Below are 18,248 nucleotides of genomic sequence, written 5' to 3'. Positions count from 1 at the left end.
AAAACGGCCTGCGTTTCGCCATCCGTGAAGGCGGTCGCACCGTCGGCGCCGGCGTCGTGTCGAAAATCGTCGAGTAATCGGTAGGCCGGGCTTCGGCCCGGCACATCGTTGAACTAAAGAAGGCCGTCCCTCATCGGGGCGGCCTTTTTTGAATCTACCGCTTAATCGTAGGCGGCATCTACTATGAATTCCACTTTCAGTTCAGGTCGCGCCAATTTGGCTTCACCGCATGCGCGTGCAGGTGCATGCCCAGTGGGAACCCAAGCGTTCCAGACCTCGTTCAATCCGGCGAAGTCTTTCATATCGGCAAGCCAGATGGTCACGCGCAACATGTCTTCACGCGATGAACCTGCCTGTTGCAAGAGATCATCGATCTTCTGAAGGCAGGCACGCACTTGATCCTGAATTGTCTCGCCTTCGGCGACTTGTCCAGTCAGGTAGGCCACACCATTATGTTTCACAATTTTGGATGACCGTTCACCGGTCTCGATACGTTCGATCATTGGGGTATTCTCGCTGTTGCTGTTTGATGCGGTCGTTCATGGTCACAAGATGCGTGCCATGGCAAACAGAAACCGTTTGAGTTGGCTTCAGGGAATAGGACTGGAGGCGATGGGGAACGGTCTAGTTTTGCCATATGCGAAGGCGACCACACCGTGTCAAAGATCACAAAGTTCTTTGCTGCATCGAGTGATCAATCGGAAAAGAGCGTCCCGCTGGATGCCCTTTTTCTTACCTTGCCTTTATCGTCGACATTACACCTTCTAATTACGTCCTGGAGGCATTCCGTCTGCGCGCGCCCATCGCCCGACCATCGCGGATGCTTAGTCCCATCAAAGTGAGGTTGGTTGCACCTGCGATCAATTCGACGACCTGAACAACGTAGAAACTGGTGTCAAAAGAACCTGCATTGGCTTTCGTGCTCAGAAAAAATGCGGCGGGAACGAGGATCAGCAGACCGTTGGCCGCAATGATCAGCATCCTCTTCTTTTTGGCCACTGCAGGTGCGTCTTTGCGACGGCGTCCCATGGACATTCCGGTAGCACCTACAATCGCCATCGCAGGGACAAGGATAAAGAGACCGTTAAGGACCATTGATTTGACGGCGGCGACAGTTGCGTGGGTCGTGAACAGCTCGCTGTATACGGTGGATGACCAGAAGACCAAAATAGTCAAAAATCCAACTATTCCGGCGATTGGGTGAATTGCTCTTAACATGTGGCGCTCCAATCTAAACGTTAAGCAACGCAATGGTTTTTGACGGCAAGCTTCCGAAGAAGATGCGGTCGGGTTACGGCGCTTTCTGGATAGTCTGCAATTCGACGCTGAAACTCAGGATGGGTGAATGCAGCGCGAAAGCTTTTGACGTCCTGCCAGATGGCGTAGTTCACGAACGTCGAACTATTGGCGATACCCTTGTGTAACTGCGTTGAGATGTAACCCGGTTGGGATTTCATGAACTCAGCGTCATGAGCCCAAGCCTCAAGCAGGGCCTGTTCCTCTTCTGCCTCCACTGTAAACAGGTTGATCAACACGACAGGGCCTTCGTCCGATTGCATCTGTTCGGCCAAGGTTGCGAATTCGTCCAACTCTTCGTAGCGACCCATCTCGATTCCTTTCAGTAAATTTAATATAGCTTGCTATATAATATTGCATAGCTTGCTATACAAGCGTAAATCTCTGACATGAAATTCAAGAAAGAAAACTCCGCCGGATATTTGGTCAATCACATGGCGCGATTGTTTGCCAAAGAGTTGCAACACTGTATCGCGCCTCTTGGCATCGTTGTTGGGCAGTTCCCAATCTTGCTTGAGCTTTGGCTCAAGGATGGTGTGTCGCAAAAGGACCTGCTGAGTAAAATTGATGTTGAGCAAGCCACTTTGGCCAACACGCTCAGCCGAATGGAACGCGACGGATTGATAATGAGGACTAAGAATCCAGCTGACGCCAGAGCCCAATTGATTTGGCTGACAGACAAGGCCCGCGCACTTCGGGACGACGCATATGACTGCGCTCAGAATGTGAATACACAAGCGCTTCGGGTTTTGGATGAATCTGAGCAGGTACAATTTGTGGAATACATGCGTCGAGTAATAGGTGGTATGCAAGACTGCTAGGTGGTTTCGCGCGGCGCCATCGCCATTCTACACATCGCCAAGGCATTTCCCCCTTGCCAAACCCCAAACGCCCCTGTATTTCGCGCGAGTTCTCAATAAGAACATCAAGGCGGGGTGATTCCCGCCTTTTGGGTTCGACGAGGGTTGGCGATGCGCGCTTGTCCTCCTCTCAACCTCAACGCCTGATAAAAGGCTGTTATTATGCAAAGCCAAAATATCCGTATTCGGCTGAAGGCATTTGACTATCGCGTTCTGGATGCCAGCACGCAAGAGATCGTCAACACTGCCAAGCGGACCGGCGCGAACGTGCGCGGCCCGATCCCGCTGCCGAACAAGATTGAGAAGTTCACGGTTCTCCGTGGTCCTCACGTTGACAAGAAATCCCGCGACCAGTTCGAGATCCGTACGCACAAGCGTATGCTCGACATCGTTGATCCGACCCCCCAGACCGTTGACGCGCTGATGAAGCTCGACCTCGCCGCTGGTGTGGACGTCGAGATCAAGCTGCAGTCATAAGATCGGGGGGTATTGATTATGCGCTCTGGTATTATCGCAAAAAAAGTCGGCATGACCCGCCTGTTCATGGAAGACGGCAAGCAGATTCCTGTGACCGTTCTTCACCTGGACAACCTGCAGGTTGTTGCACAGCGCACCGATGAGCAGGACGGCTATACCGCTGTTCAGCTGGGTGCCGGTGCCGCCAAGGCAAAACGCACCTCGAAGGCGATGCGCGGCCACTATGCCGCCGCCAAGGTCGAGCCCAAGCGTAAGCTGGCCGAGTTCCGCGTCTCGACAGACGGCCTGATCGAAGTGGGTGCCGAGATTTCGGCAGAACATTTCCTGGAAGGTCAGAAGGTTGACGTTTCGGGTACTTCGATCGGTAAAGGTTTTGCCGGTGCAATGAAGCGTTGGAACTTTGGTGGTCTTCGTGCCTCGCACGGTGTTTCGATCAGCCACCGTTCGCACGGTTCAACTGGCCAGTGTCAGGATCCGGGCAAGGTGTTCAAAGGCAAGAAGATGGCCGGTCACATGGGTGCTGCCCGTGTCACTACCCAGAATCTTGAGGTTGTCAAAACCGACGCCGACCGGAATCTGGTCTTCATCAAAGGCGCCGTTCCCGGACCGAAATCGGGCTGGGTTACCGTCAAGGACGCCGTCAAGAAGAAAGCACCCGAAGGTCTGCCGTTCCCGGCAGCCGTGAAAGGTGCCGCAACCGAAGCTCCGGCGGAAGAAGCGCCCGCGGAAGGTGGTGAAGCATGAAACTTGATGTAATCAAACTGGACGGCGGCAAAGCCGGCAACATCGAGCTGGATGCGGACCTGTTCGGCCTCGAGCCGCGCGCGGATATCCTGCACCGTGTGGTCCGTTGGCAGCGCAACAACGCGCAGGCTGGCACCCACAAGGTCAAGACCCGCTCGGAAGTGTCCTACTCGACCAAGAAGATCTATCGCCAAAAAGGCACCGGTGGCGCACGCCACGGCGCGCGTTCGGCACCGATCTTCCGGGGTGGTGGCGTTTACAAAGGTCCGGTCGTGCGTTCGCATGGTCATGACCTGCCGAAAAAGTTCCGTAAACTCGGTCTGCGCCACGCGCTGTCTGCCAAAATGGCAGCTGGTGAGCTGGTTGTGATCGAAGACGCCGCATCCGAGGGCAAGACTGCCGCTCTGGCCAAACAGGTTGCAAACCTGGGCTGGAAACGCGCGCTGGTCATCGATGGCGCCACCGTGAACGAGGGCTTTGCCCGTGCCGCCGCTAACATCGAAGGTCTGGATATCCTGCCGACGATGGGCGCAAACGTCTATGACATCCTCAAGCGTGACACTCTGGTGATCACCAAAGCGGGTGTCGAAGCACTGGAGGCTCGACTGAAATGAGCGCGAAGGCAGAACACTACGACGTGATCCGCAAGCCGATCATTACTGAAAAGTCGACCATGGCGTCCGAAAATGGCGCGGTTGTCTTTGAAGTCGCGATCGACAGCAACAAGCCACAGATCAAAGAGGCCGTTGAGGCGCTGTTTGGTGTGAAGGTCAAGGCGGTGAACACCTCTGTGACCAAAGGCAAGGTCAAGCGGTTCCGCGGCCAGTTGGGCAAGCGGAAAGACGTCAAAAAAGCATATGTGACCCTGGAAGAGGGTAACACCATCGACATCTCTACCGGTCTCTGATCGGAACTGTCTTTGGAAAGAGATAAAGGCCCCCGCGAAAGCGGGGGTTTTTTTATTTGGGCGAATGATCGTTTCGGGCCCAAATTGGGTGCGTACTATGTTGCTAAAATCTCTTGGTGCTCCTCGGAAAGCAGCCGTTGCCCCGGGCGTGTGATGCGGATAGCCTCACCCTCATGAAACATGTCCCCAAAGAAACTACGGATGAAGCCCTTATTCAGGAGTTCCTGAATAAAGGAGGCAAAGTCAGCGTCGGCAAAACCAAACCTCAGCCAGCAGAGCTGGGGCTGAGTAAGAATGTTTGGAACGCCAAGTTAACCAAGGAAGAGAAGGCCGCACGCGACAAGAAGTGATCGTGCATCGCCAGTTTGGCAAGCGGAAAGACGTCAAGAAAGCACAGGTGACCCTGGAAGAGGGGGGTGCCATTGATGTGTCCACCGGTCTCTGACTGAACCGTCTTTGGAGAGAGGTAAAGGCCCCGGCGAAAGCGGGGTTTTTTTGTTCTGTCGGTTAAGGGAGATGCAGCCTATAGTTTAGTCTGGTTGTCACCTAGCATCTTTGAGGCAAGGACTCCATCCAGTCTAAATGTGAGCATTCGCAACAGATTAAGGGATCGATCATTGGTTAACGCTGTCGTTGAGTATTTCCAAGTTTGGCCTGAGACGATTCAAAATATCAAATTCGTACTTTCGACTATATTTGAAGAAGGGAAGGGCGACGAAACTCTGTTTTGGTCGCGAGAGGTTTGGTTCCCCCAACTGGCGACATTATTTATTGGCGTGCCTACTGTTATTGGCCTTTTCTTCAGTATCAATTAAATACAGGCGCAAATTCGAGCCATTCAAGATCAAATAGATGCCTCGAAAAAGCGGGATCGGGCTGCAGATTTGGCAAATGTAGCCAACCAGAAAGAGCAACTTTTGTTAAAATGGTTGTTTGAAGTCCATGCTCCCGACGATGAATTGGTAGTCGGGAAGATACAAGAGGCTGTAACCAATGGCGCCTTGCCTGACGATAGAAACTATAAATTCGAACGAGATTTTGATAAGCAACAAGTTTTGATCCAAAGTACTGACAAGCCCCTTGACTACCCTTTCATTCTTCCTTTTTTGAACCCCTTAGCTCTTGTCAAAGCTGCCCTCGATTTGTTCGGTCGTGAAGTGTTACGGGCCAAATATCTTGATCCTTCCGACACCTTCTATGGGATGCGTGAAAAGATAACCTCATTTGCGAATACCTATGTAGTCATGGTCATGCTGGTGCAAAATGCTTTAAATGAAGGCTATGGATTGGATGAAGCGGCAGCTCTCTTAAGCTCCACATCTAGTGTAGCGAAGCTCCTCTGGCAAATTGGTGCTATCGAAACGGAAGCCTTCGACAGAGCGAAAATCATTGGCGAAATGGGACTCAATGACTCGCGAGAAATAAAAGTGAAAGCTCAGGAAATTTGGGCCAAACAGTTGAGCCTGTCTGGTCTAACAGGGCGCGATGTTGATCCAGGTGAAGTAACAACAGACTACTTGCAGCGCGAAGTCGATAGAGAATTTGTTATTGTGGTTAGATTGAAGAGTGTTCCCGGGAAAAAGTTTGTTCGGGAGGATCGGAAGTGGCGGGTGGAAGATCTGTAGAATAGGTTTTCATACGCGGCTGAGCCTTCATACTTTGAGAGCGATGAGGCTATTCGTAGTGATTGAAGCTCCTTTCCCCTATAGACACCCACCCCCATCACTGCTACATGCACCCAATCTTGCGGCCTCGGATTCGTTCCGGGGCCTCTGATATTTGAAACCGGGGACCTTCGGGGCCCTATACCCTTGGCACCTACGGGGGCCTATCACATAGCGGGGAAACCCCCGCACTTGCTAAACGGAAGACAGAAAGCATGGCACTCAAGTCGTACAAGCCGACGACGCCGGGCCAGCGCGGGCTGGTGCTGATCGACCGTTCGGAGCTTTGGAAAGGACGTCCGGTCAAGTCTCTCACTGAGGGTTTGACCAAGTCGGGCGGCCGGAACAACACCGGACGGATCACTTCACGCCGCCGCGGCGGTGGCGCAAAGCGTCTCTACCGGATCGTTGACTTCAAACGGAACAAAATGGATGTTGCGGCAACCGTCGAGCGGATCGAATATGACCCGAACCGGACCGCATTCATCGCACTGGTAAAATACGAAGACGGCGAGCAGGCCTATATCCTCGCTCCGCAGCGTCTGGCTATTGGTGACAAAGTCGTGGCATCCGCCAAGGCAGACATCAAGCCGGGCAACGCAATGCCGTTCTCGGGTATGCCCATCGGTACCATCGTCCACAACATCGAGATGAAGCCCGGCAAGGGTGGTCAGATCGCACGTGCGGCCGGTACTTACGCCCAATTCGTTGGTCGTGATGGTGGATACGCTCAGATCCGTCTGAGCTCGGGCGAATTGCGCCTGGTCCGTCAGGAATGCATGGCCACCGTTGGTGCCGTGTCCAACCCCGACAACTCGAACCAGAACCTCGGTAAAGCCGGTCGTATGCGCCACAAAGGCGTGCGTCCGTCGGTTCGTGGTGTTGCTATGAACCCGATCGATCACCCGCACGGTGGTGGTGAAGGTCGTACTTCGGGTGGCCGTACACCGGTTACGCCTTGGGGTAAGGACACCAAAGGTAAGCGTACCCGCAACAAAAACAAAGCGTCCCAGAAGCTGATCATCCGCTCGCGGCACGCCAAGAAGAAGGGACGTTAATCTATGTCTCGCTCTGTTTGGAAGGGTCCTTTCGTCGATGCTTATGTGCTTAAAAAAGCCGAAGCAGCGCGCGAGTCGGGCCGCAACGAAGTCATCAAGATTTGGTCGCGTCGTTCCACCATTCTGCCCCAGTTCGTGGGTCTGACCTTTGGTGTGTACAACGGCCGTAAACATATCCCCGTCAACGTCTCGGAAGACATGATTGGTCAGAAGTTTGGTGAGTATTCGCCAACTCGTACCTATCTCGGTCACGCCGCAGATAAAAAAGCGAAACGGAAGTAAGTCATGGGCAAGGAAAAGAACCCCCGCCGCGTGGCCGAAAACGAAGCAATGGCGAAAACGCGCATGCTCCGTACCAGCCCGCAAAAACTGAACCTGGTGGCGCAGATGATCCGCGGCAAGAAAGTTGAGAAGGCTCTGACCGACCTGACGTTCTCGAACAAGCGGGTCGCGCAGGACGTGAAGAAATGCCTTCAGTCCGCAATCGCCAACGCCGAGAACAACCACAACCTGGACGTTGACGAGCTGATCGTTGCCGAAGCATGGGTTGGCAAGAACCTGGTCATGAAGCGCGGTCGCCCGCGTGCCCGTGGTCGGTTCGGCAAGATTATGAAGCCGTTCTCGGAGATCACCATCAAGGTGCGTCAAGTTGAGGAGCAAGCCTAATGGGTCATAAAGTCAATCCGATCGGCATGCGCCTTCAGGTGAACCGCACCTGGGACAGCCGCTGGTACGCAGATACCAAGGACTACGGTGATCTTCTGCTGGAAGATCTGAAGATCCGTGAGTTCATCAACAAAGAGTGCAAGCAAGCCGGCATCGCCCGTGTGATCATCGAACGTCCGCACAAAAAGTGCCGCGTCACGATCCACACTGCACGTCCAGGTGTCATCATCGGCAAGAAAGGCGCGGACATCGAAGTCCTGCGCAAGAAAATCGCCCTGATGACCGACAGCGAACTGCACCTGAACATCGTCGAAGTGCGCAAGCCCGAGCTTGACGCGCAACTGGTTGCCGAGTCCATCGCTCAGCAGCTGGAGCGTCGGGTTTCGTTCCGTCGCGCGATGAAGCGTTCGGTTCAGAACGCCATGCGCATGGGCTCGCTGGGTATCCGGGTGAACGTCGCTGGCCGTCTGGGTGGCGCTGAAATCGCACGGACCGAGTGGTACCGCGAAGGCCGCGTGCCTCTGCACACGCTGCGCGCCGACATCGATTACGCACAAGCCGAAGCGATGACTCCTTACGGGATCATCGGGATCAAGGTCTGGATCTTCAAAGGTGAGATCATGGAGCACGATCCGCAGGCACGTGACCGTAAAGCACAGGAACTCCAGGACGGCCCTGCACCTCGTGGTGCTGGTGGCGGTCGTCGCTAAGGAGGGAAAGATATGCTTCAACCAAAGCGTACTAAATTCCGCAAGATGCACAAAGGCCGGATCAAGGGTGAAGCCAAAGGCGGCTCTGATCTGAACTTTGGCACTTACGGTCTGAAAGCACTGCAGCCCGAGCGTGTAACCGCGCGTCAGATCGAAGCTGCACGTCGTGCCATGACACGTCACATGAAACGTCAGGGCCGCGTTTGGATCCGGATCTTCCCGGATACTCCCGTGACCTCGAAGCCTACCGAAGTCCGTATGGGTAAAGGTAAAGGCTCCGTTGACTTCTGGGCAGCGAAAGTAAAGCCCGGTCGTGTGATGTTCGAGATTGATGGCGTCAATGACGACATCGCCCGCGAGGCCCTGCGCCTGGCCGCGATGAAGCTGCCGATCAAGACCCGCGTCGTGGTCCGCGAAGACTGGTAAGGTAATGGGGTGAAACCCATCCTACGAAAATTAGACCCCCGTCGGGAAACCGGCGGGGGTTTTGTTTTCGTTATGAGAACCAACCTTTGACCTTGCCCCAAACCGATGTCTCGGCGGGGACGTCCACGGCAGATCCGGCAACAATGTCGCTACCTTTGATTTCGGGCAGCGGTTCGCCTACAAAATGGGCTTCGTCAGGCTGAACGGCGGCTTTTTGAATGGTCTCAGCTGTCATTTCGGCAAAACCATTCAGTTTGGCCAGCGTTTCGGGACCAGCCATACCGTCTGTGTTCAGGTTGTTTTCTGCCTGAAATTCCCGAACTGCGGCGGCGGTTCCTGCACCGAAAATCCCGTCAGCGCCAATGTCCAATGCCTCTTGCAGCTTCTTGACAGCCGCGCCGCGCGACCCCTGGCGCAGCAGCACCAGCTCGTGCAGGCCAAGCGCGGTGAAGGTATCGGGACCAGCAATGCCATCGGCGGCCAGACCGGCAGAGCTCTGAAATTCACGAACCGCTTTTTCGGTGCCGGTGCCAAAAATACCGTCCGCATCGGTGCCAAGCTTTTCCTGCAAACGTTTAACCGGGGCTCCGGACAACCCCCTTTTTAAAATAGACATTCTACATCTCTCGTTAGGTCAGTAACGCGGAGGCTATCTGCGCAGGTATCCCGACGTGAAGGGGAAAGATTGCCTTTCGATCACCTCTGGCGTGGAAGGGCAGGGGGCCAAACGGGGTGCGGCGGCCCCAAATGCGACGATTTGCAGCTCGAATGCGAAAAAAACCCGGGCATAGGGTGGTATATCCGAGCCTTCAATGAAATGAAGCGCGCGTCAGCAATGTCCTGCGGATTCGGCTATGCCATATGTCCGGACAGAGCGTGCACGCAGACCTGATTTCCGCAGATCAGTGACAGAACCGAGGAATACAATGGGGCTTACATGCCGGGACGTTATGGTCCCACCCGAAGTACAAGAAACGATCCACACCGACGACACCGTTGCCAAGGCGTTTGACATCATTCGTGACAGTCGGGTGCGGTTTTTGCCGGTGGTCGATACACAGGGCAAGTTTGCCGGTGTTTTCACGGCGCCGACCCTTATCAAGATGATCCTGCCCAACGCTGCCCTGATAGGGATGAGTTCCGAAGCGACCCGGGTACCGATCAGCAGCCTGAGCTTTATGGATCTGACCAAGGAAGATTTCAAAGAGCAGATCACCCGTCTGAATGAAGAACGGGTTGGCGACCACATGTCCAACCCGGCCAATATCCCAGTGGCCGCGCCTGATACACCGGTGATGGAAGGCATCTTCCTGATCCACAAGTTCAAGCGCCACGTTTTCCTTGTCGAGCCCGACACCGGTCGGTTTGTCGGTACTGTCAGCCCCAACTCGCTGATGGATCACGCGCTGAGTTAACCCCCAGATACCGGATCAGAAAATTGACTGAACATTCCATTTCACATGGAGAACACGCGTTCTCCGTCCCGCAACTGTTGGGCATTGATCCGCTGTGGATTGCCACCGGTATCCTTGTTGCCGTCTACGCCGTGCTGATCACCGAAAAGGTGAACCGCGCCATCCTTGCGATGCTGGGGGCTTCGCTGATGGTGCTGTTTGGCATTCTCAACCAAGAACAAGCTGTGGCCGGGGTCGACGCGAACACGCTGGCGCTGTTGATTGGCATGATGGTTATCGTTGGTATCACCAGTAAATGTGGCCTGTTTCAATACGTGGCGATCAAGGCGGCAAAGGTCGTCAAGGCCAACCCAACCGGCATTCTGATCATGCTGACCCTGATCACCGCCGTTTTTTCCGCGCTGTTGGACAATGTGACCACAGTGCTTTTGATCGCGCCGATCACGCTGCTGATTACGGATGCGCTGGACACGCCGGTGTTTCCGTTCTTTTTTGCCGAAATTCTGGCATCGAATGTCGGCGGGACCGCCACGCTGATCGGGGATCCGCCCAACATTATCATCGGCTCTGCCGCAGGGCTCAGCTTTAATGATTTCGCCGTCAACCTGGCCCCGATCTCAGCGATCTGTTTGGTGGTTCTGACCGGGATCATCTATCTGATGAACCGTCGCGCTCTGGCCGCAATCCCGAAATCCGCCAGCGAAAAAATCATGCGCTTCAACGAAGATGAGGCGATCACTGACACCTTGCTTATGATCAAGTCGCTGTCCGTCCTGGCGCTGGTTCTGTTGGGGTTCACGCTGGGGCATGGTTATGGCGTTCAACCTGGCACATCGGCTCTGGCGGGCGCTGCGCTGCTGATGCTGCTGGCCTATGGCCACCAAAGCGGTGAGGAACAATCTGAAGCCGTTCACCACATCTTTGGTGAGGTCGAATGGGTAACGATCTTTTTCTTTGGCGGCCTGTTCGTGATCGTCGCGGGTGTCGAAGATGTCGGGCTGCTGGAGTTCTTCGGACAGAAAGTTCTTGAGCTGACCGAAGGTGATATGATGTGGACTGCGTTTTTCATCTTCTGGGCCTCGGGTATTTTGTCAGCCATTTTGGACAACATCCCCTTTGTTGCCACGATGATCCCGCTGATCGAGTCCACGGCCGACACCTTCGGCGGGCCAGAGGCGATTGAGCCGCTGTGGTGGTCTCTGGCTCTGGGGGCTTGCCTTGGCGGCAACGGAACCCTGCTGGGGGCCAGTGCCAACCTGACCGTTGCGGCCTTTGCCGAGAAGGCCAAGCAGCCCATTGGTTTCGTCAAGTTTGCCATCCGGGCGTTTCCGATCATGATCCTGACGCTGATGATCGCCAACGTTTATATCTGGCTGCGCTACTTCTAAGTGTTGTTGGGCCAGCCGTATTTATTGGGCGGCTGGTCTCGCACTTGCCGTCCGGCTGGTTTATAGGCGGGACATGGCACAAATCGACTCTCTCTTCGTGACCCGTCTCTATCGCGCGGCTTTGTCCGAATGCGCTCCTGCAATCAATCCGGAAGAGCTGGAAAGCTCTTGCCTTGTCATCGCCGAGGATGACGAGGCCGGACAGGGGTGGTGCGAGGAAAATGGATACCCCGGCTATACCAGCTATGCCTCGCTGACTGATCTGCCCTGGCGGTTTCCGATCTTTGCCGATCTGGTCAAGGTACTGGATCAGCACGTAGCCGCCTTCGCCAAGGATCTGGAATTCGATCTGGACGATCGCGCACTGAAGCTTGAGGATCTGTGGATCAATATCCTGCCCGAAGGCGGAATGCATGCCAGCCACATCCACCCGCACAGCGTGATCTCGGGTACGACCTATGTGTCTATGCCCAAAGGGGCCAGCGCGCTGAAGTTGGAAGACCCACGCTCGGGCCGCATGATGGCCGCGCCGGTGCGTATCAAGGAAGCCCGGCGTGAATTGCAGCCGTTCATCTATATGACCCCCGACGTGGGCGACGTGTTGCTTTGGGAAAGCTGGCTGCGCCACGAGGTGCCCATGAATATGGCAGAAGACGAGCGGATCAGCGTGAGTTTCAACTATCGTTGGGACTGACGGTGCGGGCCCAAGCACGATCCCTTTTGACGTTATTTTTGCAAAAGGTCTTGTAATTTGCCGTTACCTGCACGATGTGGGGGGTGCTAACGTTTTTCTTTTTCGACCACTGTCTCCCGATTCTCGGCGTTCAGTCTCTCGATCCAGACCTACTACGCCGCGCTGTCGCAATTCCGCGGACAGCAATTATTAGGAGATTACGGATATGGCTAATGGCACCGTAAAATGGTTCAACTCTACTAAAGGTTTTGGCTTTATCGCACCTGAGACCGGTGGCAAAGATGTGTTTGTACACATTTCTGCTGTTGAGCGCTCGGGTCTGACCGGCCTGGCCGACGACCAGAAAGTAACATTCGACATCGAACCCGGCCGTGACGGTCGTGAGTCGGCTGTGAATATCGCTCTGGCGTAAGTCACTCAGACTTAGACAGTTGAAGACGCGGTCTCGTGCAAACGAGGCCGCGTTTTGCGTTCGTGGGTAGCATTGCCCAAATTGCGATCGACTGCACCGCGACCCGCTGATGAAGATCGCTGCGAAGGAAATGATCGGTGTTGGCTTTAACTCTAAGTGGGAGTGAAAGGATTAGGGGATTTTCTAGTGAACGATGAAATTAAGAGCCGAGAACTTAATCTCTTTCACGAAGACTACAAATACCGGCTACGGGAAGAATTTGATTTCCTGTTGGGTCAAACCGCGTTTGCCGAGGTATTTTTTGCAAACCACCAACCGTTGTATTCAGATGAGGAGGCATCTTTCGTTCCAACTTTGGATCGTTTGTTTCAATGCTCCTTCGAAGGGTTAGCCCTTTCTTTGGCCAGAGTTTGGGACTTCAATAAGAAGAGATCCAATTCAATTTCCCTATCCCTGCCAAACCTTGTTCAACATTTCGCTGATCATAGATATTTGGGCTGTAGATGTTTGAGCGAGACGGAACCTGTAAGAGCGCAGTACGAAAGTTTGTTCAAAAGCCCTATGTGTGAAAAATTGCGAGTTGTCAGAACAGAAGCTTTGGCTCACTCAATTTCCGTGGGACGTAGTCGAGATAGGCAAAAGTTTGAACTCCCTGACAAGGGCAGTTTCGGTATTATCAATGGCGAGCTTGTCGAATTTGCAAATGAGACTTTGGCGCTACTCTACTCCGTAGTGAATGATCTGCATTTGGCGGGCTGGAGTGAGGCAGAAAGCCTACTGGTCAAAAGAAATCGTGTACAAGATAACCACGTATCGTTTCTGAAATTCTTTTGCCCTGATGTATCATATCCAAATTGAACCTCCAGAGAACTATAGCCCTCAAACTTTCCCTTGCTACCCACCTGCGACTCCCCTATAGAGCGGCATCTTGCGTTCCCCCGGCCGAGTCGGGGGATTCGTATGTCTATCATTCATCCACCAGGTCAAAGGTGACCCGTGTACGGGGCCTTCTGGTGTTTTGAGCAAAGGAAAAAGGCGATGAACGCCCAAGAACTGCGTGACAAGACCCCGGACCAGCTCCGTGAGGAACTGGCCAACCTGAAGAAAGAAAGCTTTAACCTGCGCTTTCAACAGGCAACCGGTCAGATGGAAAGCACCGCTGGCATCAAAGCGGCCCGCCGCAACGCCGCCCGCGTCAAAACCATCCTGAACGAAAAGGCCGCTGCTGCGGCATCGGAGGAGTAATCCTATGCCTAAGCGTATCCTTTCCGGCACCGTAACAAGCGATGCCAACGCACAGACCGTAACCGTATCCGTCGAGCGCCGCTTTACGCATCCGGTTCTGAAGAAAACCATCCGTAAGTCCAAGAAATACCGGGCTCACGATGAAAAGAACGCCTTCAAGGTCGGCGATACTGTTCGCATCATCGAATGCGCGCCGAAATCGAAGACGAAACGTTGGGAAGTTCTGGAAGCGTAAGCTTCGGGAATTTTCCCATTTGTCGAAACCCTGGGGGATCTAACCAGACCAGCCCCCACAGGTCGGGAGAAACCACATGATCCAGATGCAGACCAATCTGGATGTCGCTGACAACTCCGGCGCACGCCGAGTTCAGTGCATCAAGGTCCTGGGTGGTTCCAAGCGTAAATACGCCTCCGTTGGTGACATCATTGTCGTCTCGGTGAAGGAAGCCATCCCACGCGGCCGCGTAAAGAAAGGTGACGTCCGTAAGGCCGTCGTCGTACGCACCGCTAAAGAAGTCCGTCGCGAAGACGGCACCGCGATCCGTTTCGATCGTAACGCCGCCGTCATCCTGAACAACAACAACGAGCCCGTAGGTACCCGTATCTTTGGCCCGGTTGTTCGCGAACTGCGTGGCAAGAACTTCATGAAAATCATCTCGCTCGCTCCGGAGGTGCTGTAATCATGGCTGCTAAACTCCGCAAAGGCGACAAGGTCGTCGTGCTGGCCGGCAAGGACAAGGGCAAAGAGGGTACGATTACCTCTGTTAACCCGTCTGCCGGTAAAGCTGTTGTAGATGGTATCAACATCGCCATCCGCGCCACTCGCCAGACCCAGAACAGCCAGGGTGGTCGCCTGCCTCAGGCAAACCCGATCGAGCTGTCGAACCTGGCACTGCTGGACAAAAACGGCAAAGCAACCCGCGTTGGCTTCCGCATGGAAGGTGACAAGAAGGTCCGCTTCGCCAAGACCACGGGGGACGTGATCGATGCTTGATACTGCAAACTATACCCCGCGTCTGAAAGCTCAGTACGCTGAAACCATCCGGGCCGCTCTGAAAGAAGAGTTCGGCTATGAGAACGACATGCAGCTGCCCAAGCTGGAGAAAATCGTTCTGAACATCGGTTGTGGTGCAGAAGCTGTTCGTGACTCCAAGAAGGCCAAAGCGGCTGTTGCGGATCTGACGGCGATTGCTGGCCAACAGGCTGTTGCGACACTGGCGAAAAAGTCGATCGCGGGCTTCCGCGTCCGGGAAGAAATGCCGCTGGGTGCCAAGGTGACCCTGCGCGGTGACCGGATGTTCGAATTCCTGGATCGTCTGATCACCATCGCGATGCCGCGTATTCGTGACTTCCGCGGTGTGAAGCCGTCTTTTGATGGTTATGGCAATTTTGCCATGGGCATGAAAGAGCACATCGTGTTCCCGGAAATCGACTTTGATAAAGTCGACGAAGTCTGGGGCCTGGATATCGTAATTGCCACCACAGCGAAAACCGACGCTGAAGGCAAGGCACTGTTGAAAGCTTTCAACATGCCGTTCAACGCCTGAGCGCCGGGAGGATTAAGACATGGCTAAAAAAGCAATGATCGAACGCGAAAAGAAGCGCGAGCGCCTGGTGGCCAAATATGCCGCAAAGCGTGCCGAACTGAAAGAAATCGCGAATGACGAGAGCAAGCCGATGGAAGAGCGTTTCAAAGCGCGTCTGAAATTGGCGAAACTGCCGCGCAACAGTTCGGCAACCCGTCTTCACAACCGCTGCCAGCTCACCGGCCGTCCCCACGCTTACTACCGTAAGCTGAAGGTCAGCCGTATTGCGCTGCGCGAGCTGGGTTCTGCTGGTCAGATCCCCGGCATGGTGAAATCGAGCTGGTAAGGGAGAGAATGATATGAACGATCCTATCGGCGATATGCTCACCCGTATCCGCAACGCGCAAATGCGCGGCAAGTCCACCGTTTCCACCCCAGCTTCCAAGCTGCGCGGTTGGGTTCTGGACGTGCTGGCGGACGAAGGTTACATCCGTGGCTATGAAAGCATGACCGGCGCCAACGGTCATCCGGCCATCGAAATCAGCCTGAAATACTACGAAGGCACTCCTGTTATTCGCGAAATCAAGCGGGTTTCCAAACCCGGTCGTCGCGTTTACATGGGCGTCAATGACATCCCGCAGGTCCGTCAGGGTCTGGGTGTGTCGATTGTCAGCACTCCGAAAGGTGTGATGTCGGACCAGAACGCACGCTCCAACAATGTTGGCGGCGAAGTGCTCTGCACCGTCTTCTAAGGAGGTCTGTCAATGTCTCGTATTGGTAAACGTCCGGTCGAACTGCCCAGTGGCGTAACAGCCTCGGTTTCCGGCCAGACCATCGAAGTTAAAGGCCCTAAAGGTGCCCGCAGCTTCACCGCAACCGACGATGTAACCTTGTCGGTTGAAGACAACGTGGTTCAGATCAACCCACGCGGCATGTCCAAGCGCGCGCGCCAGCAGTGGGGCATGAGCCGCACGATGGTCGCCAACTTGGTGGCCGGTGTGACCGAAGGCTTCAAGAAAGAGCTGGAGATCCAGGGTGTTGGTTACCGGGCTCAGATGCAGGGCAACACCCTGAAGCTGAACCTCGGCTACAGCCACGACGTTGATTTCGTTGCTCCGGAAGGTGTCACCATCACCGCACCGAAGCAGACCGTGATCATTGTGGAAGGTAACGACCAGCAGCAGGTGGGCGAAGTGGCGGCGAAAATCCGCGACTGGCGCCGTCCCGAGCCCTACAAAGGCAAAGGCATCCGCTACAAGGGCGAGTTCATCTTCCGCAAAGAAGGCAAGAAGAAGTAAGGACGCAAACAATGGCAAACAGCAAAAGAACCCTGTTTCTGAAGCGCCGCCTGCGCGTTCGGAACAAACTTCGCAAGGTCAACGCGGGTCGTCCGCGTTTGTCCGTACACCGTTCGAACAAGAACATCTCTGTTCAGCTGATCGACGACGTACGTGGCGTGACCCTGGCCGCAGCCTCGAGCCTGGAAAAAGATCTGGGTATCGTTGGCAAGAACAACGTCGAAGCGGCCACCAAGGTGGGCGCGGCTATCGCCGAGCGTGCCAAGAAGGCAGGCGTCGAAGAGGCCTATTTCGATCGTGGTGGCTTCCTGTTCCACGGCAAAGTGAAGGCGCTGGCCGACGCTGCGCGTGAAGGTGGTCTGAAGATCTAAGACTTGCGGGCGGGTTTCGATCCGCCCCGATGATCCGGGGGCCTTGGCACTGCCGGGGCCCACTTGGATTGAACAAAACGGCGCTGATGCGCCACTGAAAAAGGGATGCCAAAATGGCAGAACGTGATAACCGCCGGGGCAACCGTCGCGACCGTGACGAAGCACCGGAATTCGCAGATCGCCTGGTCGCGATCAACCGCGTATCGAAAACCGTAAAAGGTGGTAAGCGCTTTGGCTTCGCCGCTCTGGTGGTCGTAGGCGATCAAAAAGGCCGCGTCGGCTTTGGCAAGGGTAAGGCGAAAGAAGTACCCGAGGCCATCCGTAAGGCCACCGAACAAGCCAAGCGTCAGATGATCCGCGTGCAACTGCGCGAAGGTCGGACCCTGCACCACGATATCGAAGGCCGTCACGGCGCCGGTAAAGTGGTCATGCGCAGCGCGCCTGAAGGTACCGGTATCATCGCCGGTGGTCCGATGCGTGCCGTGTTCGAAATGCTGGGCGTTAAGGACGTTGTGTCCAAGTCGCTGGGCTCGCAGAACCCGTACAACATGATCCGCGCAACCATCAACGGCCTGACCAAAGAGCAGAGCCCGCGTTCGGTTGCACAGCGTCGTGGCAAAAAGGTTGCTGACATCCTGCCCAAGCGGGAAGAAGCCCCAGCTGCTGCTGAAGCAGAAGCATAAGGAGAGCGACCCATGGCAAAAACCATCGTCGTCAAACAGATCGGTTCCCCGATCCGTCGCCCCGCCGAACAGCGCGCAACCCTGATCGGTCTGGGCCTGAACAAGATGAACAAAACCCGCGAGCTGGAGGATACTCCCTCGGTGCGCGGCATGGTCAACAAGATCCCGCATCTGGTTGAGATCATCGAAGAGCGCGGCTAAGCCTCACTAAATCAAAGACTTGAAAAACCCTCGGTTTCGACCGGGGGTTTTTCGTTTGCGGCGCTACGAAATCCCCTTCTGTTACCGCTGGTTCAAACCCGCGCCACGTCCAGTAAAATCCGGTCACCCCGGCACTATCATCATTGATTTGAGCGGGCGAATAATCCGCGCCAAATATCGGATGTCCAAAAGCAGGACACACACCCC

The 18,248-nt window shown here is 54.9% G+C and carries 33 protein-coding genes and 1 pseudogene; 30 read left to right on the top strand and 4 right to left on the bottom strand.

From position 1 onward, the window contains the following. Positions 1 to 77 (top strand): EF-Tu C-terminal domain-related protein (locus HW561_RS24325; protein ID WP_211198660.1); only part of this gene is annotated, 77 nt, incomplete at its 5' end. A gap of 84 nt (positions 78 to 161) precedes the next feature. Here HW561_RS24325 and HW561_RS19625 read toward each other — a convergent pair. The 3 genes from HW561_RS19625 to HW561_RS19615 form a co-directional block, all read right to left on the bottom strand. Next, positions 162 to 503 (bottom strand): RidA family protein, encoded by a 342-nt coding sequence (locus tag HW561_RS19625; RefSeq protein WP_176867056.1) that lies wholly within the window; start codon positions 501 to 503, stop codon positions 162 to 164. Between the two features lie 265 nt (positions 504 to 768). Then, positions 769 to 1,218: a hypothetical protein gene (locus HW561_RS19620; RefSeq protein ID WP_176867055.1), complete on the bottom strand. Its 450-nt coding sequence runs from the start codon at positions 1,216 to 1,218 to the stop codon at positions 769 to 771. Positions 1,219 to 1,238: 20 nt separating this feature from the next. Next, entirely contained in the window at positions 1,239 to 1,607 is a 369-nt protein-coding gene (locus HW561_RS19615) for an antibiotic biosynthesis monooxygenase family protein (RefSeq protein WP_176867054.1), read from the bottom strand. Positions 1,608 to 1,685: 78 nt separating this feature from the next. On the opposite strand from HW561_RS19615, the gene HW561_RS19610 reads away from it, so the two are divergent. The 13 genes and pseudogenes from HW561_RS19610 to rplP all read left to right on the top strand — a co-directional run bounded on the left by HW561_RS19610 (position 1,686) and on the right by rplP (position 8,808). Next, positions 1,686 to 2,117 carry a MarR family winged helix-turn-helix transcriptional regulator gene (locus HW561_RS19610; protein ID WP_176867053.1) on the top strand — a complete coding sequence of 144 codons (432 nt, stop codon included), beginning with the start codon at positions 1,686 to 1,688 and terminating at the stop codon, positions 2,115 to 2,117. 201 nt (positions 2,118 to 2,318) lie between these two features. After that, entirely contained in the window at positions 2,319 to 2,633 is a 315-nt protein-coding gene (gene rpsJ, locus HW561_RS19605; protein WP_037314942.1) for a 30S ribosomal protein S10, read from the top strand. Between the two features lie 18 nt (positions 2,634 to 2,651). Beyond that, entirely contained in the window at positions 2,652 to 3,377 is a 726-nt protein-coding gene (gene rplC, locus HW561_RS19600) for a 50S ribosomal protein L3 (protein WP_176867052.1), read from the top strand. After that, a complete protein-coding gene (gene rplD, locus HW561_RS19595) occupies positions 3,374 to 3,991 on the top strand; it encodes a 50S ribosomal protein L4 (protein ID WP_176867051.1) in 618 nt (205 codons plus the stop codon). Before rplC ends, rplD begins: the two co-directional genes overlap by 4 nt. Continuing rightward, entirely contained in the window at positions 3,988 to 4,284 is a 297-nt protein-coding gene (locus tag HW561_RS19590) for a 50S ribosomal protein L23 (protein ID WP_142639794.1), read from the top strand. The genes rplD and HW561_RS19590 overlap by 4 nt, the downstream gene beginning before the upstream one ends. A 173-nt stretch (positions 4,285 to 4,457) precedes the next feature. Continuing rightward, positions 4,458 to 4,634 carry a hypothetical protein gene (locus HW561_RS19585; protein ID WP_176867050.1) on the top strand — a complete coding sequence of 59 codons (177 nt, stop codon included), beginning with the start codon at positions 4,458 to 4,460 and terminating at the stop codon, positions 4,632 to 4,634. A gap of 11 nt (positions 4,635 to 4,645) precedes the next feature. Further along, positions 4,646 to 4,729: pseudogene (locus tag HW561_RS19580) on the top strand (50S ribosomal protein L23); the annotation flags it as partial. A gap of 439 nt (positions 4,730 to 5,168) precedes the next feature. Beyond that, positions 5,169 to 5,909, top strand: a complete 741-nt coding sequence (locus tag HW561_RS19575; RefSeq protein WP_176867049.1) for a hypothetical protein — start codon at positions 5,169 to 5,171, stop codon at positions 5,907 to 5,909. A 254-nt stretch (positions 5,910 to 6,163) separates the two neighbouring features. Next, complete coding sequence (gene rplB / locus HW561_RS19570) at positions 6,164 to 7,006, top strand: 50S ribosomal protein L2 (RefSeq protein ID WP_176867048.1); 843 nt, start codon at positions 6,164 to 6,166, stop codon at positions 7,004 to 7,006. Between the two features lie 3 nt (positions 7,007 to 7,009). Further along, positions 7,010 to 7,288, top strand: coding sequence for a 30S ribosomal protein S19 (gene rpsS, locus HW561_RS19565; protein ID WP_176867047.1), 279 nt, complete (start codon positions 7,010 to 7,012; stop codon positions 7,286 to 7,288). A 3-nt stretch (positions 7,289 to 7,291) separates the two neighbouring features. Further along, positions 7,292 to 7,672, top strand: a complete 381-nt coding sequence (gene rplV / locus HW561_RS19560; RefSeq protein WP_039538267.1) for a 50S ribosomal protein L22 — start codon at positions 7,292 to 7,294, stop codon at positions 7,670 to 7,672. After that, positions 7,672 to 8,382, top strand: a complete 711-nt coding sequence (rpsC, locus tag HW561_RS19555; RefSeq protein ID WP_037311761.1) for a 30S ribosomal protein S3 — start codon at positions 7,672 to 7,674, stop codon at positions 8,380 to 8,382. Before rplV ends, rpsC begins: the two co-directional genes overlap by 1 nt. Positions 8,383 to 8,394: 12 nt before the next feature. After that, positions 8,395 to 8,808, top strand: a complete 414-nt coding sequence (gene rplP / locus HW561_RS19550) for a 50S ribosomal protein L16 (RefSeq protein ID WP_170498041.1) — start codon at positions 8,395 to 8,397, stop codon at positions 8,806 to 8,808. A gap of 70 nt (positions 8,809 to 8,878) precedes the next feature. On the opposite strand, the gene HW561_RS19545 is transcribed toward rplP, so the two are convergent. Then, positions 8,879 to 9,424: a peptidoglycan-binding domain-containing protein gene (locus tag HW561_RS19545; RefSeq protein WP_176867046.1), complete on the bottom strand. Its 546-nt coding sequence runs from the start codon at positions 9,422 to 9,424 to the stop codon at positions 8,879 to 8,881. A 310-nt stretch (positions 9,425 to 9,734) separates the two neighbouring features. On the opposite strand from HW561_RS19545, the gene HW561_RS19540 reads away from it, so the two are divergent. The 16 genes from HW561_RS19540 to rpmD all read left to right on the top strand — a co-directional run bounded on the left by HW561_RS19540 (position 9,735) and on the right by rpmD (position 18,041). Beyond that, entirely contained in the window at positions 9,735 to 10,223 is a 489-nt protein-coding gene (locus HW561_RS19540) for a CBS domain-containing protein (RefSeq protein ID WP_176867045.1), read from the top strand. 23 nt (positions 10,224 to 10,246) lie between these two features. Continuing rightward, positions 10,247 to 11,611 carry an ArsB/NhaD family transporter gene (locus tag HW561_RS19535; protein ID WP_211198702.1) on the top strand — a complete coding sequence of 455 codons (1,365 nt, stop codon included), beginning with the start codon at positions 10,247 to 10,249 and terminating at the stop codon, positions 11,609 to 11,611. 73 nt (positions 11,612 to 11,684) lie between these two features. After that, positions 11,685 to 12,305, top strand: a complete 621-nt coding sequence (locus HW561_RS19530; protein WP_176867044.1) for a 2OG-Fe(II) oxygenase family protein — start codon at positions 11,685 to 11,687, stop codon at positions 12,303 to 12,305. Positions 12,306 to 12,510: 205 nt separating this feature from the next. Next, positions 12,511 to 12,717, top strand: a complete 207-nt coding sequence (locus HW561_RS19525; RefSeq protein WP_176867043.1) for a cold-shock protein — start codon at positions 12,511 to 12,513, stop codon at positions 12,715 to 12,717. 186 nt (positions 12,718 to 12,903) lie between these two features. Then, positions 12,904 to 13,575, top strand: coding sequence for a hypothetical protein (locus HW561_RS19520; protein ID WP_176867042.1), 672 nt, complete (start codon positions 12,904 to 12,906; stop codon positions 13,573 to 13,575). A gap of 180 nt (positions 13,576 to 13,755) precedes the next feature. Then, positions 13,756 to 13,962, top strand: a complete 207-nt coding sequence (gene rpmC, locus HW561_RS19515; RefSeq protein WP_074736205.1) for a 50S ribosomal protein L29 — start codon at positions 13,756 to 13,758, stop codon at positions 13,960 to 13,962. A 4-nt stretch (positions 13,963 to 13,966) separates the two neighbouring features. Then, positions 13,967 to 14,197, top strand: coding sequence for a 30S ribosomal protein S17 (gene rpsQ / locus HW561_RS19510; protein WP_037311742.1), 231 nt, complete (start codon positions 13,967 to 13,969; stop codon positions 14,195 to 14,197). A gap of 76 nt (positions 14,198 to 14,273) precedes the next feature. Beyond that, positions 14,274 to 14,642 carry a 50S ribosomal protein L14 gene (gene rplN, locus HW561_RS19505; protein WP_008757934.1) on the top strand — a complete coding sequence of 123 codons (369 nt, stop codon included), beginning with the start codon at positions 14,274 to 14,276 and terminating at the stop codon, positions 14,640 to 14,642. A 2-nt stretch (positions 14,643 to 14,644) separates the two neighbouring features. Then, entirely contained in the window at positions 14,645 to 14,956 is a 312-nt protein-coding gene (rplX, locus tag HW561_RS19500) for a 50S ribosomal protein L24 (protein WP_058272372.1), read from the top strand. Continuing rightward, complete coding sequence (rplE, locus tag HW561_RS19495; protein ID WP_176867041.1) at positions 14,949 to 15,509, top strand: 50S ribosomal protein L5; 561 nt, start codon at positions 14,949 to 14,951, stop codon at positions 15,507 to 15,509. The genes rplX and rplE overlap by 8 nt, the downstream gene beginning before the upstream one ends. 19 nt (positions 15,510 to 15,528) lie before the next feature. Continuing rightward, entirely contained in the window at positions 15,529 to 15,834 is a 306-nt protein-coding gene (gene rpsN / locus HW561_RS19490) for a 30S ribosomal protein S14 (RefSeq protein ID WP_010437098.1), read from the top strand. Positions 15,835 to 15,847: 13 nt separating this feature from the next. Beyond that, positions 15,848 to 16,240, top strand: a complete 393-nt coding sequence (gene rpsH, locus HW561_RS19485) for a 30S ribosomal protein S8 (protein ID WP_176867040.1) — start codon at positions 15,848 to 15,850, stop codon at positions 16,238 to 16,240. A gap of 12 nt (positions 16,241 to 16,252) precedes the next feature. After that, on the top strand, positions 16,253 to 16,786 hold the full coding sequence (gene rplF, locus HW561_RS19480) for a 50S ribosomal protein L6 (protein WP_176867039.1): 534 nt from the start codon (positions 16,253 to 16,255) through the stop codon (positions 16,784 to 16,786). Positions 16,787 to 16,797: 11 nt separating this feature from the next. Then, entirely contained in the window at positions 16,798 to 17,157 is a 360-nt protein-coding gene (rplR, locus tag HW561_RS19475) for a 50S ribosomal protein L18 (protein WP_176867038.1), read from the top strand. Positions 17,158 to 17,270: 113 nt separating this feature from the next. After that, the gene (rpsE, locus tag HW561_RS19470; RefSeq protein WP_176867037.1) at positions 17,271 to 17,840 is read left to right on the top strand and encodes a 30S ribosomal protein S5; all 570 of its coding nucleotides are present in this window, start codon (positions 17,271 to 17,273) and stop codon (positions 17,838 to 17,840) included. 12 nt (positions 17,841 to 17,852) lie between these two features. After that, the gene (gene rpmD, locus HW561_RS19465) at positions 17,853 to 18,041 is read left to right on the top strand and encodes a 50S ribosomal protein L30 (RefSeq protein ID WP_170402795.1); all 189 of its coding nucleotides are present in this window, start codon (positions 17,853 to 17,855) and stop codon (positions 18,039 to 18,041) included. Positions 18,042 to 18,248 lie beyond the last annotated feature (207 nt).

The organism is Ruegeria haliotis, from assembly GCF_013377785.1.
In the GTDB taxonomy this organism is placed as follows: Bacteria; Pseudomonadota; Alphaproteobacteria; order Rhodobacterales; family Rhodobacteraceae; genus Ruegeria; species Ruegeria haliotis.
This window is presented reverse-complemented; position numbering and strand designations above follow the sequence as displayed.

Bases quoted from the DNA above. Each gene is read 5' to 3' on its own strand.
- HW561_RS19625 (WP_176867056.1), bottom strand. From the start codon at position 503: ATGATCGAACGTATCGAGACCGGTGAACGGTCATCCAAAATTGTGAAA.
- HW561_RS19620 (WP_176867055.1), bottom strand. From the start codon at position 1,218: ATGTTAAGAGCAATTCACCCAATCGCCGGAATAGTTGGATTTTTGACT.
- HW561_RS19615 (WP_176867054.1), bottom strand. From the start codon at position 1,607: ATGGGTCGCTACGAAGAGTTGGACGAATTCGCAACCTTGGCCGAACAG.
- HW561_RS19610 (WP_176867053.1), top strand. From the start codon at position 1,686: ATGAAATTCAAGAAAGAAAACTCCGCCGGATATTTGGTCAATCACATG.
- rpsJ (WP_037314942.1), top strand. From the start codon at position 2,319: ATGCAAAGCCAAAATATCCGTATTCGGCTGAAGGCATTTGACTATCGC.
- rplC (WP_176867052.1), top strand. From the start codon at position 2,652: ATGCGCTCTGGTATTATCGCAAAAAAAGTCGGCATGACCCGCCTGTTC.
- rplD (WP_176867051.1), top strand. From the start codon at position 3,374: ATGAAACTTGATGTAATCAAACTGGACGGCGGCAAAGCCGGCAACATC.
- HW561_RS19590 (WP_142639794.1), top strand. From the start codon at position 3,988: ATGAGCGCGAAGGCAGAACACTACGACGTGATCCGCAAGCCGATCATT.
- HW561_RS19585 (WP_176867050.1), top strand. From the start codon at position 4,458: ATGAAACATGTCCCCAAAGAAACTACGGATGAAGCCCTTATTCAGGAG.
- rplB (WP_176867048.1), top strand. From the start codon at position 6,164: ATGGCACTCAAGTCGTACAAGCCGACGACGCCGGGCCAGCGCGGGCTG.
- rpsS (WP_176867047.1), top strand. From the start codon at position 7,010: ATGTCTCGCTCTGTTTGGAAGGGTCCTTTCGTCGATGCTTATGTGCTT.
- rplV (WP_039538267.1), top strand. From the start codon at position 7,292: ATGGGCAAGGAAAAGAACCCCCGCCGCGTGGCCGAAAACGAAGCAATG.
- rpsC (WP_037311761.1), top strand. From the start codon at position 7,672: ATGGGTCATAAAGTCAATCCGATCGGCATGCGCCTTCAGGTGAACCGC.
- rplP (WP_170498041.1), top strand. From the start codon at position 8,395: ATGCTTCAACCAAAGCGTACTAAATTCCGCAAGATGCACAAAGGCCGG.
- HW561_RS19545 (WP_176867046.1), bottom strand. From the start codon at position 9,424: ATGTCTATTTTAAAAAGGGGGTTGTCCGGAGCCCCGGTTAAACGTTTG.
- HW561_RS19540 (WP_176867045.1), top strand. From the start codon at position 9,735: ATGGGGCTTACATGCCGGGACGTTATGGTCCCACCCGAAGTACAAGAA.
- HW561_RS19530 (WP_176867044.1), top strand. From the start codon at position 11,685: ATGGCACAAATCGACTCTCTCTTCGTGACCCGTCTCTATCGCGCGGCT.
- HW561_RS19525 (WP_176867043.1), top strand. From the start codon at position 12,511: ATGGCTAATGGCACCGTAAAATGGTTCAACTCTACTAAAGGTTTTGGC.
- rpmC (WP_074736205.1), top strand. From the start codon at position 13,756: ATGAACGCCCAAGAACTGCGTGACAAGACCCCGGACCAGCTCCGTGAG.
- rpsQ (WP_037311742.1), top strand. From the start codon at position 13,967: ATGCCTAAGCGTATCCTTTCCGGCACCGTAACAAGCGATGCCAACGCA.
- rplN (WP_008757934.1), top strand. From the start codon at position 14,274: ATGATCCAGATGCAGACCAATCTGGATGTCGCTGACAACTCCGGCGCA.
- rplX (WP_058272372.1), top strand. From the start codon at position 14,645: ATGGCTGCTAAACTCCGCAAAGGCGACAAGGTCGTCGTGCTGGCCGGC.
- rplE (WP_176867041.1), top strand. From the start codon at position 14,949: ATGCTTGATACTGCAAACTATACCCCGCGTCTGAAAGCTCAGTACGCT.
- rpsN (WP_010437098.1), top strand. From the start codon at position 15,529: ATGGCTAAAAAAGCAATGATCGAACGCGAAAAGAAGCGCGAGCGCCTG.
- rpsH (WP_176867040.1), top strand. From the start codon at position 15,848: ATGAACGATCCTATCGGCGATATGCTCACCCGTATCCGCAACGCGCAA.
- rplF (WP_176867039.1), top strand. From the start codon at position 16,253: ATGTCTCGTATTGGTAAACGTCCGGTCGAACTGCCCAGTGGCGTAACA.
- rplR (WP_176867038.1), top strand. From the start codon at position 16,798: ATGGCAAACAGCAAAAGAACCCTGTTTCTGAAGCGCCGCCTGCGCGTT.
- rpsE (WP_176867037.1), top strand. From the start codon at position 17,271: ATGGCAGAACGTGATAACCGCCGGGGCAACCGTCGCGACCGTGACGAA.
- rpmD (WP_170402795.1), top strand. From the start codon at position 17,853: ATGGCAAAAACCATCGTCGTCAAACAGATCGGTTCCCCGATCCGTCGC.